Annotated in this window: 13 protein-coding genes; 12 read left to right on the forward strand and 1 reads right to left on the reverse strand. The window is 72.4% G+C overall.

All coding sequences use genetic code 11. The annotated features are described in order from the left end of the window. The first annotated feature begins 238 nt into the window (after positions 1 to 238). A complete protein-coding gene (locus ACFYZ4_RS38325) occupies positions 239 to 898 on the forward strand; it encodes a response regulator transcription factor (RefSeq protein WP_351289899.1) in 660 nt (219 codons plus the stop codon). A 137-nt stretch (positions 899 to 1,035) separates the two neighbouring features. Beyond that, complete coding sequence (locus ACFYZ4_RS38330) at positions 1,036 to 1,452, forward strand: pyridoxamine 5'-phosphate oxidase family protein (RefSeq protein WP_351289901.1); 417 nt, start codon at positions 1,036 to 1,038, stop codon at positions 1,450 to 1,452. A 22-nt stretch (positions 1,453 to 1,474) separates the two neighbouring features. Here ACFYZ4_RS38330 and ACFYZ4_RS38335 read toward each other — a convergent pair whose 3' ends face one another. Then, complete coding sequence (locus ACFYZ4_RS38335) at positions 1,475 to 3,064, reverse strand: protein kinase (protein WP_351289903.1); 1,590 nt, start codon at positions 3,062 to 3,064, stop codon at positions 1,475 to 1,477. A 230-nt stretch (positions 3,065 to 3,294) separates the two neighbouring features. Here ACFYZ4_RS38335 and ACFYZ4_RS38340 point away from each other — a divergent pair, with 230 nt between their 5' ends. The 10 genes from ACFYZ4_RS38340 to ACFYZ4_RS38385 all read left to right on the forward strand — a co-directional run bounded on the left by ACFYZ4_RS38340 (position 3,295) and on the right by ACFYZ4_RS38385 (position 15,142). Further along, positions 3,295 to 4,962, forward strand: a complete 1,668-nt coding sequence (locus ACFYZ4_RS38340; RefSeq protein WP_390786176.1) for a protein kinase — start codon at positions 3,295 to 3,297, stop codon at positions 4,960 to 4,962. Between the two features lie 220 nt (positions 4,963 to 5,182). Next, a complete protein-coding gene (locus ACFYZ4_RS38345) occupies positions 5,183 to 5,710 on the forward strand; it encodes a hypothetical protein (RefSeq protein ID WP_390786177.1) in 528 nt (175 codons plus the stop codon). Positions 5,711 to 5,806: 96 nt separating this feature from the next. Continuing rightward, positions 5,807 to 6,460 (forward strand): PadR family transcriptional regulator, encoded by a 654-nt coding sequence (locus tag ACFYZ4_RS38350; RefSeq protein ID WP_384350625.1) that lies wholly within the window; start codon positions 5,807 to 5,809, stop codon positions 6,458 to 6,460. Positions 6,461 to 6,485: 25 nt separating this feature from the next. Next, on the forward strand, positions 6,486 to 7,232 hold the full coding sequence (locus ACFYZ4_RS38355; protein WP_351289911.1) for an ABC transporter ATP-binding protein: 747 nt from the start codon (positions 6,486 to 6,488) through the stop codon (positions 7,230 to 7,232). 101 nt (positions 7,233 to 7,333) lie between these two features. After that, the gene (locus ACFYZ4_RS38360; protein ID WP_390786181.1) at positions 7,334 to 10,093 is read left to right on the forward strand and encodes an FtsX-like permease family protein; all 2,760 of its coding nucleotides are present in this window, start codon (positions 7,334 to 7,336) and stop codon (positions 10,091 to 10,093) included. Positions 10,094 to 10,175: 82 nt separating this feature from the next. Further along, positions 10,176 to 10,715 (forward strand): bacterial proteasome activator family protein, encoded by a 540-nt coding sequence (locus ACFYZ4_RS38365; RefSeq protein ID WP_319731183.1) that lies wholly within the window; start codon positions 10,176 to 10,178, stop codon positions 10,713 to 10,715. A 152-nt stretch (positions 10,716 to 10,867) separates the two neighbouring features. Then, complete coding sequence (locus tag ACFYZ4_RS38370; protein ID WP_390786178.1) at positions 10,868 to 11,758, forward strand: NTP transferase domain-containing protein; 891 nt, start codon at positions 10,868 to 10,870, stop codon at positions 11,756 to 11,758. Then, positions 11,755 to 13,050 carry a molybdopterin molybdotransferase MoeA gene (locus ACFYZ4_RS38375; protein WP_351289916.1) on the forward strand — a complete coding sequence of 432 codons (1,296 nt, stop codon included), beginning with the start codon at positions 11,755 to 11,757 and terminating at the stop codon, positions 13,048 to 13,050. Before ACFYZ4_RS38370 ends, ACFYZ4_RS38375 begins: the two co-directional genes overlap by 4 nt. Next, positions 13,038 to 14,138: a potassium channel family protein gene (locus ACFYZ4_RS38380; RefSeq protein WP_351586019.1), complete on the forward strand. Its 1,101-nt coding sequence runs from the start codon at positions 13,038 to 13,040 to the stop codon at positions 14,136 to 14,138. The genes ACFYZ4_RS38375 and ACFYZ4_RS38380 overlap by 13 nt, the downstream gene beginning before the upstream one ends. A 26-nt stretch (positions 14,139 to 14,164) precedes the next feature. Further along, positions 14,165 to 15,142 carry an NAD(P)H-quinone oxidoreductase gene (locus ACFYZ4_RS38385; RefSeq protein WP_390786179.1) on the forward strand — a complete coding sequence of 326 codons (978 nt, stop codon included), beginning with the start codon at positions 14,165 to 14,167 and terminating at the stop codon, positions 15,140 to 15,142. Positions 15,143 to 15,281 lie beyond the last annotated feature (139 nt).

The raw sequence follows: 15,281 nt of genomic DNA on the forward strand, positions 1-15,281 counted from the left end.
CGTCGCGTACGGGATTCAGGCGTGACAGGTGCCCCGGCGAGTGCCCTGCGCAATGCACGTTACCCAGTGCGCCGCATAACTGCGAAACCCCGTTTGACCTGCGTTTTTGCTTGGATTTCCAAGTAAATCCACGACAACGGGAACAACCACTGGTCACAGCCTTGCAGGGGCCGGGAACAACGGCACGTTATCCCGGGTAACTCCGGCAGGGAAGGGGTGAGTGTGTGAAACTGACTTCGTGCGCGAAGACGGAAAAATCAAGGTATTCCTCCTGGACGACCACGAAGTGGTACGTCGGGGCGTCCACGAGCTCTTGTCGGTCGAACAGGACATCGAGATCGTCGGCGAGGCCGGTACGGCCGCGGACGCCCTGGTCCGCATCCCCGCCACCCGCCCGGACGTGGCCGTCCTCGATGTCCGGCTGCCCGACGGCAGCGGTGTGGAGGTGTGCCGCGAGGTGCGCTCCCAGAACGAGGACGTCAAGTGCCTGATGCTGACCTCCTTCGCCGACGACGAGGCGCTCTTCGACGCGATCATGGCCGGCGCCTCGGGCTACGTACTGAAGGCGATCCGCGGAAACGAGCTGCTCGGCGCGGTGCGCGACGTGGCCGCCGGCAAGTCCCTGCTGGACCCGGTCGCCACCGCCCGCGTGCTGGAGCGGCTGCGCGACGGCAAGAACGGCAAGCGCGACGACCGGCTCTCCCACCTCACCGAGCAGGAGCGGAAGATCCTCGACCTGATCGGCGAGGGCCTGACCAACCGCGTCATCGGCGAGCGGCTGCACCTGGCCGAGAAGACCATCAAGAACTACGTCTCCAGCCTGCTCTCGAAGCTGGGCATGGAGCGCCGCTCCCAGGCCGCCGCCTACGTGGCCCGCCTGCAGGCCGAGAAGCGCTAGAAGGCCCTCCGCCGGGGGTTCCCGGACCCGTGGCCGGGGTTCCCCCGGGCGCGCCGTGTCATTCGGGACCAACGTCCCCGGTCGTCGGGGCGGGCTCCTCTTTCCCGGCGGGATGCCGGTGGCGGACAGTGGACGTCATGTCCCCAGAGGAACTCCACGCCATCGGACTGCTGCGGCGGGTGCCGTACGGCCGGGTCGCCACCAGCATGCGCGCGCTGCCCTTCCTCGCCCTCGCCCGGCACATCGTGGTGGACGGCAGGGTCGTGCTGAGAATGCACTCCGGTTTCGGCTACCACCAGGCGTGCAACGGGAGTGTGGTGGCCTATGGGGCGGACAACTTCAATTCCGGGGACCCGCAGCTCTGGTCGGTGCAGTTCACCGGAACGGCGCAGCTCGTCGAGCCGACCACCGCAGAACTGGAACTATTCGGTCCGGGTCCGCATTTCATGGACGGCGCGATCTTCGACCCCGTCTACATGCGGATCGAACCCCAGTTCATCACCGTGCACTCGCTCGCCGGGAATCCCGAACGGCAGTACCAGCACGCACTCTGATCTTCTCTGAATTCCTCGTTCGTCACTCCTCGGACAGGCCGCCGGGGCCGCCCGTCTCCGGGGGCTTCGTCGCCGCCGTCGGCGTGGGCTTGGTCGACGGGGTCGTCGAGGGCTTCGTCGTCGCCGTGTTGGACGGCGAGGTCGAACCGGTCGGCGAGTGCGAGGCGGTCGGCGAGTTCGACGGGCTGAAGCTCTGCGTCCGGCTGCGGGTCGGCGTCGGCTGGTTGTCGTTGTTCGAGGGCGTGTTCTCCGTGACCTGGTGCGAAGGCTGGGCGTCCGGGGACTTGGACGCGCTCGGCGAGGCGCTGGTGCTCGGCTTGGTGCCCGGCGTCTGCTTCTCGTCGCCCTTGCCGCCCACGCTGTTGACCGCGAAGGCCACGCCGCCCGCGATCGCGACGATCGCGAGCACCGCGAACAGCCACATCTTCCAGCGGCTGCCGTTGCCGCCGCGGTCGTCGTAGCCGTCGTAGCCGCCGCCGTTGCCGCCGGGCCCGCGGCCGCCGGGGAACGCCGAGCCGTCGTCCGGGTTCAGCGGCGGCACCATCGGCTGCTGGAACTGCGAGGTCGAGGAGTGCGCGGGGTACTGCCGCTGTCCGCCGGTCCCGGCCACGGGCATGACCGTGGTGGCGCCGGCGCCGCCGCGGCCGTGCGGCAGGGCCATGGTGACCGGGCCGGTGCTCCAGGTGCCGGTGTTCGGCCCCTGGTCGTGCAGCATCTGGAGCGCGTACTGGACCAGCCCGCGCATCTCCTCGGCGCTCTGGAACCGGTCGTCCGGGTCCTTGGCGAGGGAGCGCATGACGAGCCCGTCGAGCTCCTGCGGGATGTGGTGGCCCTCCGGCAGCTGCGAGGGCGGGACGGGCGCGTCCTGGACGTGCTGGTAGACCACCGACAGCGGGGTCTCGCCGGTGAACGGGGGCCGCAGCGCGAGGAGTTCGTAGAGCAGACAGCCGGTCGCGTACAGGTCGGAGCGGTGGTCCACGGCCTTGCCGAGGGCCTGCTCGGGCGACAGGTACTGCGGGGTGCCCATGACCATGCCGGTCTGGGTCATCGTCGACTGGACGCCGTGCAGGGCGCGGGCGATGCCGAAGTCCATCACCTTCACCGCGCCGGCGTCGGTGATGATGACGTTCGCCGGCTTGATGTCGCGGTGCACGATGCCGTGCTGGTGCGAGTACGCGAGGGCCTCGAGCACGCCCGAGGTGATGATGAGCGCCTGCTCGGGGCCCGGGGCCTCGGCGCTGACCAGCAGGTCGCGGATGGTGCGGCCCTCGACCAGCTCCATCACGATGTAGGGGACGGTGTTCGGGCCGACCCGGTCCTCGCCCGAGTCGTACACGGCGACGACGGCGTGGTGGTTCAGCCCGGCGACGGACTGCGCCTCGCGGGTGAAGCGGGCCTTGGACACCGGGTCCTCGGCCAGGTCGGCGCGCAGCAGCTTCACGGCGACGGTGCGTCCCAGCCGTACGTCCTCGGCCGCGAAGACCTCGGCCATGCCGCCCCGGCCCAGCCGGTGCGTCAGCCGGTAACGGCCGTCGCCCACCAGGCCGCCGGCGCCCCAGTGCTCAGGACCATCGGTCATCCCGGCGCCGTTTCCCTCGGGTTCGGGTGCCATCAGTCCTCGCCGTCGTCTCTCTCGGCCGCCGCTGAGCGGTAGTCCTCTTCTTTGGTGTTCCGACGAACGCTACAGCCTCGGAACCGGTCACCGTTCGGACAAGACCACCCTGTGCCCATGTGGTCACGGAACGGGCACCCGGCTTGACGTCTGCTTGCCCTCGGGCAGACTGGGCGCCATATGCGCCCGGCCAGCGGCGTGGGGACACATCCCGAGGGGAAGCAACAGTCATGAGCCAGGACGGCACTCAGGGCCAGTACGCGGGCGGCTCTCTGGCCGGTGGCCGTTACCAGCTAAGGGACTTGCTGGGCGCGGGTGGCATGGCCTCCGTGTACCTGGCCTACGACTCCGCGCTCGACCGGCAGGTCGCCATCAAGACCCTGCACAGCGACCTCGGCCGCGAGCAGTCCTTCCGCGAGCGGTTCCGCCGCGAGGCCCAGGCTGTAGCGAAACTGTCGCACACGAACATCGTCTCGGTATTCGACACCGGCGAAGGCGAAGTGACGTTCGGCGGCTCCCGCGCGGGCGACGGCGCCGTGATGCCCTACATCGTCATGGAATACGTGGAGGGCCAGCCCCTCGGCTCGGTCCTGGAGGCGGACATCCGCCAGTACGGGGCCATGCCGGCGGACAAGGCCCTGAAGGTGACGGCCGACGTGCTGGCCGCCCTGGAGACCAGCCACGAGATGGGGCTCGTCCACCGCGACATCAAGCCCGGCAACGTCATGGTGAACAAGCGCGGCGTGGTCAAGGTGATGGACTTCGGCATCGCCCGCGCCATGCAGTCGGGGGTCACCTCGATGACCCAGACCGGCATGGTCGTCGGCACCCCGCAGTACCTCTCGCCCGAGCAGGCGCTCGGGCGCGGGGTGGACGCCCGCTCCGACCTGTACTCGGTCGGCATCATGCTGTTCCAGCTGCTGACCGGGCGGATCCCCTTCGACGCGGACTCGCCGCTGGCCATCGCGTACGCCCACGTGCAGGAGGAGCCGGTCGCCCCGTCCTCCGTCAACCGCTCGCTGACCCCGGCGATGGACGCGCTGGTGGCGCGGGCCCTGAAGAAGAACCCGAACGAGCGCTTCCCCACGGCCGCGGCCATGGGCGACGAGGTCGCGCGGGTGCTGGGCTCCGGGCACACCGGGGCGCCGGTCATCGTCCAGGGCCAGGGACCGCTGAGCAGCGGTGCGGGCGTGGGCTCGGCCGTGTTCCCGCCGGTGGACTCCGGGTTCCAGGCGCCGCCGCAGTCGGTGCAGCAGCCGTACCAGGCCCCGCACACCCCGACGCCCGCGCCGTACGCGCCGACGCCGCCCCCGCAGGCGCACGCACAGGGCGGCTACGCCTACCCGCACACGCCCGCGCCGCAGCCGTACACGGTGCAGCAGACCGGGCAGCCGTACACGATCTCCCCGGTGGGCACGCAGAACCAGTCCGCGGCGGGCGGCGGCGGCAAGAAGAACATGCCGGTGCTCGCGGGGGCGATCGCGGTGGCGCTGCTGGCCGTCGGCGGTCTGATCGCGGCGATCTCGATGAACGGCGACGACGACAAGAAGGAGGGCACCACGGCGGACCCGGGTGCCTCCACGGCGGCGTCGGCCTCGGCCAAGGCCGGGTTCAAGGGGCCCGACACCTCGCGCACGATCGACCCGAAGAAGTGCTCGGAGCCGGTGAAGCACTACAGCGAGGCCGGCAAGTACTCGGCGCCGGACCTCAAGTACAAGAACCTGCTCTCCGTGAAGGAGTGCATCCAGGCCTCGCGCGGCAAGTACAAGATCGAATACAAGGACGAGGCCGTCTACGGCAAGGACACGGTGCTGATGCAGTCGCCGGCCGCCGGCGACAAGATCGACAAGGAAGGCACGGAGTACACGCTGACCGTGTCGTCCGGCAATCCGGAGTAGCCCGCAGCAGCCCGGAACGGTCCGGAGCAGTTCAGAGCAGTTCAGAGCAGTTCAGAGCGGTCCGGGGCAGCCCCCGGCAGAGGCACCTCACGACACACCGGCATCCCGGGCACCCCGATGGGGCGCCCGGGATGCCGCTTTTGCCCCACTATGTAAATCTGGGCGCATATCTCTGACGCTGAGCGAACGACTCGGCCGCTCGGGACGGGAGGGGCTCCCCGTGATCCAAGGCTTCCGTCCGCCGCGCTGGCTGGCCTGTGCCGCCCTGGTCGCCGCCGCCCTCGCGCCTGCCGCTTCCGCGTACGCCGGCCCCTTCGCCCTGTCCCCGGGCGCCGCCTCGCGCACCTCACCCGCCTCGCCCACCCCGACGGACGAGGCCCACCGCGAGCTCGCCGGCAGCTTCGCCGGCGTGGGGCGGGAGCGCCCCGGGCGGCCGGTGGGCGAGCCCGCCAACCCGGAGCTCGCCGTGGCCGCCCGGCCTCTGCCGGTCCGTCCGCACGCCCGGCCCGCCACCCCTGCGGCTCCGTCGCTGCCGCCCCCGCTGCCGCCACCGGCGTCGCCACCGGCCGTGGCGCCGAGTGCGGCGTCCTCCCCGCGCGGCCCGCACGGGGAGGACACCGCACTCGGCACCGAACCGAACGACCGGGCCGCCGACCTGGCCGCGCACATACTGCCGCTCGGCACCGGATTCGCCCTGATGGGACTGGGCCTGGGCTACCTCGGCGTGCGGCTGCGCCGGAGCATCTAGGGGCTCCGGCGGCGAGCCGCGTGACGGGGGTCCGCCTTCCGGCGTACGCCTGGGGATGGTTGCCGAGCGTGAACATACTCGGTATACATACTCAGTATGTCGATCCGTCACGGGCTTCTCGCCCTGCTGGAACGGGGTCCTCGGTACGGCTCCCAGCTGCGCACCGAGTTCGAATCCCGCACCGGCTCCACCTGGCCGCTCAACGTCGGGCAGGTGTACACGACCCTCGCCCGTCTCGAACGCGACGGTCTCGTCGCCCCCGACGGCGAGGACGCCGCCGGGCACACCCTGTACGCCATCACCGACACCGGGCGCGCCGAACTGCGCGAGTGGTACGAGCGCCCCGTCGACCGGGCCAACCCGCCCCGCGACGAGCTCGCCATCAAGCTCGCGATGGCCGTGGGCGCGCCCGGAGTGGACATCCGCGCCGTCATCCAGTCCCAGCGCCACGCCACCATCAAGGCGATGCAGGACTACACCCGGCTCAAGGCCACGGCGCTCGCCGCGGTCGAGAGCGGGCAGTCCCGCGAACGCGACGACGTGGCCTGGCTGCTCGTCCTGGAACAGCTGATCTTCCAGACCGAGGCCGAGGCCCGCTGGCTCGACCACTCCGAAGCCCGGCTCGTACGGCTCTCCCTGCCGGCCGACCGGAGAGCCGACGAAGCCGAACCGCCCCAGGCCACCGCCGCCGAGACCACGGCACCGACCACCACCAGCCGGCCCCGCACCGCCCGCACGCGGCGAGGCTGAACCACCGTTCCAGGGGGGAACCCTCATGCCTGATCAGCACCAGCCCCAGCAGCCCGTACTGCAGTTGGACCAACTCGTCCGCACCCACGGCAGCGGCGCCACCGAAGTGCACGCCCTGCGCGGGATCAACCTCTCGGTCTTCCCCGGCGAACTCGTCGCCGTCATGGGCCCGTCCGGCTCCGGCAAGTCCACGCTGCTGACCCTCGCGGGCGGCCTCGACACCCCGAGCAGCGGCCGGGTCATAGTCGAAGGCACCGACATCACCGCGGCGAGCCGCAAGCAGCTGGCCACCCTGCGCCGCCGCAGCATCGGGTACGTCTTCCAGGACTACAACCTGATCCCGGCCCTCACCGCCGTCGAGAACGTGGCCCTGCCCCGGGAACTCGACGGGACCTCCGCCCGCAAGGCGCGGGTGTCCGCGCTCGCCGCGCTGGAGGAGATGGGCCTCGGCGCGCTCGCCGACCGCTTCCCCGACGAGATGTCCGGCGGCCAGCAGCAGCGCGTGGCCATCGCCCGCGCCCTCGTGGGCGACCGCCGCCTCGTCCTCGCCGACGAGCCCACCGGCGCCCTCGACTCCGAGACCGGCGAGTCCGTCCTCTCCCTGCTGCGCTCCCGCTGCGACGCGGGCGCGGCCGGGGTCCTGGTCACGCACGAGCCGCGGTTCGCCGCCTGGGCCGACCGCGTGGTCTTCCTGCGGGACGGCAGCGTCGTCGACGAGACCCTGCGCAGCCGGCCCGACTCGCTCCTCTCCGGGCAGGCGGCCGGCCAGTGACCTCCTCGCTCCAAGGCTGGTACCACTCCTGGGTCGCGGCCCTGCGCATCGCCCGCCGCGACGCCTGGCGGGCCAAGGGCCGCAGCGCCCTGGTCCTCTCGATGATCGCCCTGCCGATCATCGGCGTGAGCGCCGCCGACCTCACCCTGCGCAGCGCCGAGCTCTCCCCCGAGCAGACCCTCTCGCGCAAGATCGGGACCGCCGACGCCCGCGTGAGCCACTCGCGCATGGGCGTGGCCGTCTACCAGCTGCCGGACGGCACCAGCTCCACGCCCGTCGGCGGTTTCGAGAAGCTCGACGGCGCGTCGGTGCCGCCGGAGCCCCCGCAGGACCTGGACACGTCCGTGCTCCCGGCCGGGGCCCAGGTCGTCAAGGACTCCGTGGGCTTCGGCAAGATCCGCACCAAGCACGGTCTGCTCGACGCCGATCTGCACGAACTCGACACGCAGAGCCCGCTGGTGGACGGCATGTTCACGCTCGACCGCGGCCGGCTGCCCGAGCGCGCCGGCGAGGTCGCCGCCACCACCGCCTTCCTGGAGAACTCCGGCCTCTTCGTCGGCTCCACGGTCACCCCGCGCGGCGCGACCACCTCGTACAAGATCGTCGGGGCGTACGAGCTCCCCAGCGAGCTCGCCAAGGCCGAGATCCTCGCCCCGCCGGGCACCCTGATCGCCCCGCTCGACCGGGCTCTCGAGGCCTCCGGCGCCCTCGGACTCCGCCCCAACGTCACCTTCCTGGTCAAGGTCGGCGGCGATGGTTTCACGTGGAACATGGTCAAGGCGGCCAACACCAAGTCCCTGGTGGTCGTCTCCCGCGCCGTCCTGCTGAACCCGCCCGCCGATGCCGACGTACCGCTCTTCCAGCAGGAACCCAAGGAGCAGTACCAGCTGGACGCGAGCAGCGCCTCCGACATGGCCGTCCTGGCCACCGTCGTGGGCCTCGCCATGCTGGAGATCTGCCTGCTCGCCGGACCGGCCTTCGCGGTCGGCGCCCGGCGCTCGCGCCGCCAGCTCGGCCTGGTCGGCGCCAACGGCGGCGACCGGCGCCACATCCGCTCCATCGTGCTCTCCGGCGGCCTGGTCATCGGCGCCGCGTCGGCTGTCATCGGCACCGTCGTCGGCGTGGTGCTCACCATCGCGCTCCGCCCCGTGCTGGAGGACCAGCTCGGCGTCCGCTTCGGCGGCCTCGACTTCCGCCCGCTGGAACTGGCCGGCATCGCCCTGCTCGCCGTGGTGACCGGCCTGCTGTCCGCGATCGTCCCCGCCGTCACCGCGTCCCGGCAGACCGTGCTGGCCTCGCTGACCGGCCGCCGCGGAGTGCGCCGCGCCAACCGGGTGCTGCCGGTCCTCGGCCTGATCGCCGTCGCCGCGGGCGCCATGATCGCCCTGTACGGCACCGCGTCGAGGATGGGCGCCACCGTCGTCGCGGGCGGCAGCGCCCTCGCCGAGCTCGGCATCGTCGCCCTCACCCCGGTCCTGGTCGGCCTGTTCGGCCGGCTCGGTCGCTGGCTGCCGCTGTCGCCGCGGCTCGCGCTGCGCGACGCCGTGCGCAACCGGGGGCGTACGGCGCCCGCCGTGGCCGCGGTCCTGGCCGCCGTCGCCGGCACCGTCGCGGTGGCGACGTACGAACACAGCCGGGACCTGCAGATGCGGCACGAGTACCTCGCCGACCTGCCGCACGGCGCCGGAGTGCTGGACACCAGGGAGAACAGCGCCTATAAGGAGGTGCCGGCCCTGCGCGTCGCCCTCTCCAAGGAGCTCCCGGTGGCGGTCCGGGCGGACTTCGACCGGCTGGTCGTCGGCATGCCGAGCTGCGAGTCGTTCTCCCGGGAACCCGGCTGCGGCCGCGTCGAGATCATCAAGCCCAAGGAGCAGCGCTGCCCGCTCTACGACGCGCCCGGAGGACCTGACGCCTTCACCTCGGACCAGGCCCGAACCCTGCGCCAGGACTGGCGCTGCACGGACAGCCCGCGCATCATCCAGAACGCGGTGGTCGTCGCCGACGAGAAGCTGCTGAGCGTGCTGGCGGTCACCGACCCGGGCTCCGTGGCCGCCCTCAAGGAGGGCCGCGCCGTCTCCTTCGACAAGCGCCAGGTCAAGGACGGCAAGATCAACCTGCGGGTGATCGTCGCCAAGGAGGGCGTCAACCCCACACCCGCGCTCGGCGAGGATCCTGTCGGCGAGGACAAGATCCTTCCCGTCCACCTGGCACCCGAGACCGCCGACGGCTGGGGCATCCAACTGGTCCTGCCGCCCGCCGCGGCCAAGGCCGCCGGGCTGTCCACCGCGGCGGCCGGTTCGTACTTCACCCTCGACGGGACGGCGAGCAGCCAGCAGCGGCAGAAGATCGCCGGGGAGATCGACCGCATGGGCGTCGAGGCCGACATGCGCATCGAAGAGGGCTACCAGGGCAACGACAGCCTGGGGCTGCTCGCCCTGACCGTCTTCGCGGGCCTGGTCACCATCGGCGCGGCCGGCATCGCCACCGGGCTCGCCCAGGCCGACGCGGAGGCCGATCTGAAGACCCTGGCGGCCGTGGGCGCGGCGCCGCGCGTGCGGCGGACGCTGAGCGGCTTCCAGTGCGGGGTGGTCGCCCTGATGGGCGTCGTCCTCGGCTCGGCGGCCGGGATCCTGCCCGCGGTCGGGCTGCGCATGGTGCAGCGAAGGGAACTGGACGCGCTCTACCAGTACCAGCTCGGCAAGGGCTACGTGTCGGTGCAGGAGGCCGTGCCCTACGTGCCGATCTCCGTGCCGTGGGAGACCCTCGCCCAGCTGATCGTCGTGGTCCCGCTCGGCGCGGCCCTGCTGGCGGCGCTGGTCACCCGCTCCAGCGGCGCCCTGGCCCGCCGGACCGCGCAGTAATCCTGGTGCCCCCGTACAGGGTGGATCACGACTGTACGGGGGCACACCGTGTGAGAACGAAGGTGTGCGAGAGAATGACGGCATGGAGATGCCGAGGAGTGAACGGTCGCAGGACAGTCCCCCGCACGTCCTGATCGTGGGACAGGACGGGACGGCCGTCGGCGACGCCGATGACGAGTCGCGCGAGGTCCCGGTGACGGAGATGGTCGAACAGCCCGCCAAGGTCATGCGCATCGGCAGCATGATCAAGCAACTCCTGGAAGAGGTACGCGCCGCGCCTCTCGACGAGGCGAGCCGGGTCCGGCTCAAGGACATCCATGCCGCCTCGGTGAAGGAGCTGGAGGACGGTCTGGCCCCGGAGCTCGTGGAGGAACTGGAGCGCCTGTCCCTCCCGTTCACCGAGGAGGCCATTCCCTCCGAGGCGGAACTGCGCATCGCGCAGGCACAGTTGGTGGGCTGGCTGGAGGGTCTCTTCCACGGCATCCAGACGGCCCTGTTCGCGCAGCAGATGGCGGCGCGGGCCCAGCTGGAACAGATGCGGCGCGCCCTCCCGCCGGGCGGCCCCCACGACGACGACGATGACGGCGGCCACGGCGCGATCCGCTCGGGCCCGTACCTGTAACTCGCAGGGTCCGGATGCACCACGCATCCGGACCCTTTTCTCTTTTCACCCGATCCAGCCTCGCCTGCGTTTGAGGCGCGCCGGACCACCCGGATAAGCCCGGGGTAAGTGCGGTCCCCCGCAGGGGACATGGTCCGCGCATACTCATGGGCATGAGCTACGACGCGATCGTGCTGGCCGGCGGCGCAGCGCAGCGCCTCGGCGGGGCGGACAAGCCCGCGCTGAGCGTCGGCGGCCGCGCCCTCCTCGACCGCGTCCTCGACGCCTGCCCCGACGCCCTGACCACCGTCGTGGTCGGCGGCCGCCGACCCACCGCGCGCCCGGTCCGCTGGACCCGGGAGGACCCGCCCGGCGGCGGCCCCGTGGCCGCACTGGACGCCGGGCTGCGCGGGACCACCGCCGAGCTGGTCCTCGTACTCTCCGCGGACCTGCCGTTCCTGGACCGGGCGACCGTACGGGCGCTGCTCGACGCGCCCGGCCCGGACGGGGCGATGCTGCGCGACCCCGAGGGCCGGGACCAGCCGCTTGTCGCCGCCTACCGCGCCGAGCCGCTGCGCCGCGAGATCGCCCTGCTGGCCACGGAACACGGCACGCTCACCGGGCTCCCGCTCCGCGCGCTCACCTCCGCACTGGACCTCGCCCGCGTCACGGCGCAGCCACTCGCCTCGTTCGACTGCGACACCTGGGACGATCTCGCGGCCGCCCGGGCCCGCATCAGGGAGCATGGAACCGTGCTGGACCAATGGATGACCGCCGCCAAGAACGAGCTGGGCATCGACCTCGACGTCGACGTCAAGACCCTGCTCGACCTCGCCCGGGACGCCGCCCACGGCGTCGCCCGCCCCGCCGCCCCGCTGACCACCTTCCTGGTCGGTTACGCGGCCGCCCAAGCCGCCGCCACCGGCGCCGACCCCGCCCAGGCCGTCGCCGAAGCCTCCCGCAAGGCCGCCGACCTGGCGCTGCGCTGGGCCGCCGAGGCCGAGGCCGAGCCGGGGCCCGACGCAGCGGGCGGCGCCGCCGCCGAACAGAACGGCTCCGGATGACCCCCGCGAACTCCGCCGAACGGGCCCTCGACGAGGCCCTGGCCCTGGTCAGCCGCGCCCCCGAGGGCGGCGGGGCCGGCGACCACCGGGCCGCCTCCTGGCCGCGCGCCCGGGAGGCCGCCGTCCACGCCGGGGCCGGGGTGCGGGCCCGTACGCACCGGGTTCCCCTCGCCGACGCCCTGGGCGAGGTCCTGACCGCGCCCCTGGAGGCGCTGACCGACCTGCCGTCCTTCGACACCTCCGCCATGGACGGCTGGGCCGTCGCCGGTCCCGGCCCCTGGAGCGTCCGGACCGGCGCCGGGGTCCTGGCCGGTTCCGACCGGCCCGCGCCCCTCGCGGACGGCGAGGCCGTACGGATCGCCACCGGCGCCCGGATCCCCGCCGACACCACGGCCGTCATCCGCACCGAGCACTGCCGCGAGGCGGGCACCCAGCTCTTCGCCGACCGGCCCGTCCTCACCGGCCAGGACATCCGCCCGCGCGGCCAGGAGTGCCGCTCCGGGGACCTGCTGCTGCCCGCCGGTTCCCTGGTCACCCCGGCCGTGCTCGGCCTCGCCGCGGCCGCCGGGTACGACGAGCTGGCCACCCGGCCCCGGCCCCGCGTCGAGATCCTCGTCCTCGGCGACGAGCTGCTCACCGAGGGCCTCCCGCACGACGGGCTGATCCGCGACGCCCTCAGCCCCATGCTCGGCCCCTGGCTCGCCCGGCTGGGCGCCGAGGTCATCGGCACGCGAAGGCTCGGCGACGACCCGGCGGGGGCCGCGGCCCTGCTGGACGCCGTCACCGGGTCCACCGCCGACGTGCTGGTGACCACCGGCGGCACCGCCTCCGGGCCCGTCGACCACGTCCACCCGGTACTGCACAAGGCGGGCGCCGAGCTGCTGGTCGACGGGGTGGCGGTACGCCCCGGGCACCCGATGCTGCTGGCCCGCATCGGCGACCGGGCGGACGGACGGCACCTGGTCGGGCTGCCCGGGAACCCCCTGGCCGCCGTCTCCGGGCTGCTGACCCTCGCCGAGCCCCTGCTGCGCGCCCTCGCCGGCCGCCGCAATCGCCCCCGCTACACGGCGCCGGTCCAGGGCGACGTACCCGGCCACCCGTACGACACGCGGCTGGTCCCGGTGCTGCTGAGCGACGAGCACGCGGTGCCGCTGCGCTACCACGGACCGGCGATGCTGCGCGGTGTGGCGGCCGCCGACGCGCTGGCCGTCGTACCGCCGAAGGGCGCGCGCTCCGGGCAGGAGCTGGAGATCCTCGATCTGCCGTGGACTTCCGGGGGATGTTTCACGTGAAACTTCACGGCCAGGACGCCATGGCCCGCGAAGCCGACGAGAGGCTCGTCTCCCGGCGCATCAAACTGCCCAAGCGGATCGTCGAACAGCCGCTGAGGCAGGTCACCAAGCGCCTGCTGATGGCCCTCTTCGTGCTCTTCCTGACGGTCCTCATCGTGTGGCTGGACCGCGCCGGCTACCACGACAACGCCAACGAGCAGGTCGACTTCCTCGACTGCGTCTACTACGCGACCGTCACGCTGTCGACGACCGGGTACGGCGACATCGTCCCGTACAGCGACAGCGCACGGCTGGTGAACATCCTGCTGATCACGCCGCTGCGGGTGCTGTTCCTGATCATCCTGGTCGGCACCACCCTGGAAGTCCTGACGGAACGGACCCGGGAAGAGTGGCGGCTGAAGCGCTGGAGGAAGAATTTGCGTGACCACACGGTCGTCGTCGGCTTCGGCACCAAGGGCCGCTCGGCCCTCCAGACGCTGCTGGCCACCGGCCTCAGCAAGGAGCAGGTCGTCATCGTCGACCCGAGCGCCAAGGTGATCGACATGGCCAACGCGGAGGGGCTCACCGGGGTGGTCGGCGACGCCACCCGCTCCGAGGTGCTGCTGCGCGCCGAGCTGCCGAAGGCCCGTCAGATCGTCATCGCCACCCAGCGGGACGACACGGCGGTCCTGGTCACGCTGACGGCCCGGCAGCTCAACCGCGGGGCGAAGATCGTCGCGGCGGTGCGCGAGGAGGAGAACGCCCCGCTGCTGCGCCAGTCCGGCGCCGACGCCGTCATCACGAGCGCGAGCGCGGCCGGCCGGCTGCTGGGCCTCTCGGTGCTCAGCCCGAGCGCGGGCACCGTGATGGAGGACCTGATCCACCAGGGCAGCGGCCTCGACCTGATCGAACGGCCCGCCCGCAAGTCCGAGGTGGGCAAGTCGGTGCGGGACACCGAGGACCTGGTGGTGAACGTCCTGCGCGGACACCGGCTGCTCGCCTACGACGATCCGCACGCGAGCCCGATCCAGCTGACGGACCGTCTCATCACCATCGTCCGTGCGGCTCCGTCCGGCACGCGCCCCGCGACCCTGGGCCCTGCCGAGTAGGGGCGAGTTCGCGTAGCCTCCGGGCCATGCATGCGATCACCATCGAGCAGCCCGGCGGCCCCGAGGCCCTCGTCTGGACCGACGTACCCGATCCGGTGGCGGGCGACGGCGAGGTCCTCGTCGAGGTCGCGGCGAGCGCCGTGAACCGCGCCGACGTCCTTCAGCGCCAGGGGTTCTACGACCCGCCGCCCGGCACCTCGCCCTATCCGGGGCTGGAGTGCTCCGGGCGGATCGCCTCGATCGGGCCGGGGGTGTCCGGCTGGTCGGTGGGCGACGAGGTGTGCGCCCTGCTGGCGGGCGGCGGGTACGCGCAGCGGGTGGCCGTTCCGGCCGGCCAGCTGCTGCCGGTCCCGGCGGGCGTGGACCTGGTGACGGCGGCCGCGCTGCCCGAGGCCGTCACGACGGTCTGGTCCAACGTGTTCATGGTGGCCGGACTGCGTCCCGGCGAGACCCTGCTCGTGCACGGCGGGTCCAGCGGCATCGGGACGATGGCGATCCAGCTGGCGAAGGCCGTGGGCGCCACGGTCGCCGTGACGGCGGGCGGCCCGGAGAAGCTGGCGCGCTGCAAGGAGCTGGGCGCCGACATCCTGATCGACTACCGCGAGCAGGACTTCGTGGCGGAGCTGAAGGCGGCCACGGGCGGGGCCGGCGCGGACGTGATCCTCGACATCATGGGCGCGAAGTACCTCTCCCGGAACGTGGACGCCCTGGCCGTGAACGGCCGGCTCGCGGTGATCGGGCTCCAGGGCGGCGTGAAGGCCGAGCTGAACCTCGGCGCGCTGCTCTCCAAGCGTGCGGCGATCACCGCCACCACGCTGCGGGCCCGCCCGCTGGAGGAGAAGGCGGCCATCGTCGCGGCCGTACGGGAGCACGTGTGGCCGCTGGTGTCCGCGGGCCGGATCCGCCCGGTGGTCCACGCGACCTTCCCGATGCGGGAGGCGGCCGAAGCCCACCGGGTCCTGGAATCCAGCACCCACGTGGGCAAACTGCTGCTCACGGTCTGAGGCCGGGCGGGCTCCGCGCAGCGGAACCCGCCCTCGCCGGACGGCTAGGTCGTCTCTTTTGGATCTTGCCGGTTAAGCCCGCGTCGTCTGGCGCCGTGCATCGCAAGGCGGAGGGGCGCCCGAGTACTGGACGTACTTG

Source organism: Streptomyces sp. NPDC001513 (assembly GCF_042894695.1).
Lineage (GTDB): Bacteria > Actinomycetota > Actinomycetes > Streptomycetales > Streptomycetaceae > Streptomyces.

Coding starts and splice junctions, on each gene's coding strand:
- ACFYZ4_RS38335 (WP_351289903.1), bottom strand. CDS start 3,064: ATGGCACCCGAACCCGAGGGAAACGGCGCCGGGATGACCGATGGTCCT.
- ACFYZ4_RS38375 (WP_351289916.1), top strand. CDS start 11,755: ATGACCCCCGCGAACTCCGCCGAACGGGCCCTCGACGAGGCCCTGGCC.
- ACFYZ4_RS38350 (WP_384350625.1), top strand. CDS start 5,807: ATGTCGATCCGTCACGGGCTTCTCGCCCTGCTGGAACGGGGTCCTCGG.
- ACFYZ4_RS38340 (WP_390786176.1), top strand. CDS start 3,295: ATGAGCCAGGACGGCACTCAGGGCCAGTACGCGGGCGGCTCTCTGGCC.
- ACFYZ4_RS38360 (WP_390786181.1), top strand. CDS start 7,334: ATGATCGCCCTGCCGATCATCGGCGTGAGCGCCGCCGACCTCACCCTG.
- ACFYZ4_RS38365 (WP_319731183.1), top strand. CDS start 10,176: ATGGAGATGCCGAGGAGTGAACGGTCGCAGGACAGTCCCCCGCACGTC.
- ACFYZ4_RS38370 (WP_390786178.1), top strand. CDS start 10,868: ATGAGCTACGACGCGATCGTGCTGGCCGGCGGCGCAGCGCAGCGCCTC.
- ACFYZ4_RS38330 (WP_351289901.1), top strand. CDS start 1,036: ATGTCCCCAGAGGAACTCCACGCCATCGGACTGCTGCGGCGGGTGCCG.
- ACFYZ4_RS38385 (WP_390786179.1), top strand. CDS start 14,165: ATGCATGCGATCACCATCGAGCAGCCCGGCGGCCCCGAGGCCCTCGTC.
- ACFYZ4_RS38380 (WP_351586019.1), top strand. CDS start 13,038: ATGTTTCACGTGAAACTTCACGGCCAGGACGCCATGGCCCGCGAAGCC.
- ACFYZ4_RS38355 (WP_351289911.1), top strand. CDS start 6,486: ATGCCTGATCAGCACCAGCCCCAGCAGCCCGTACTGCAGTTGGACCAA.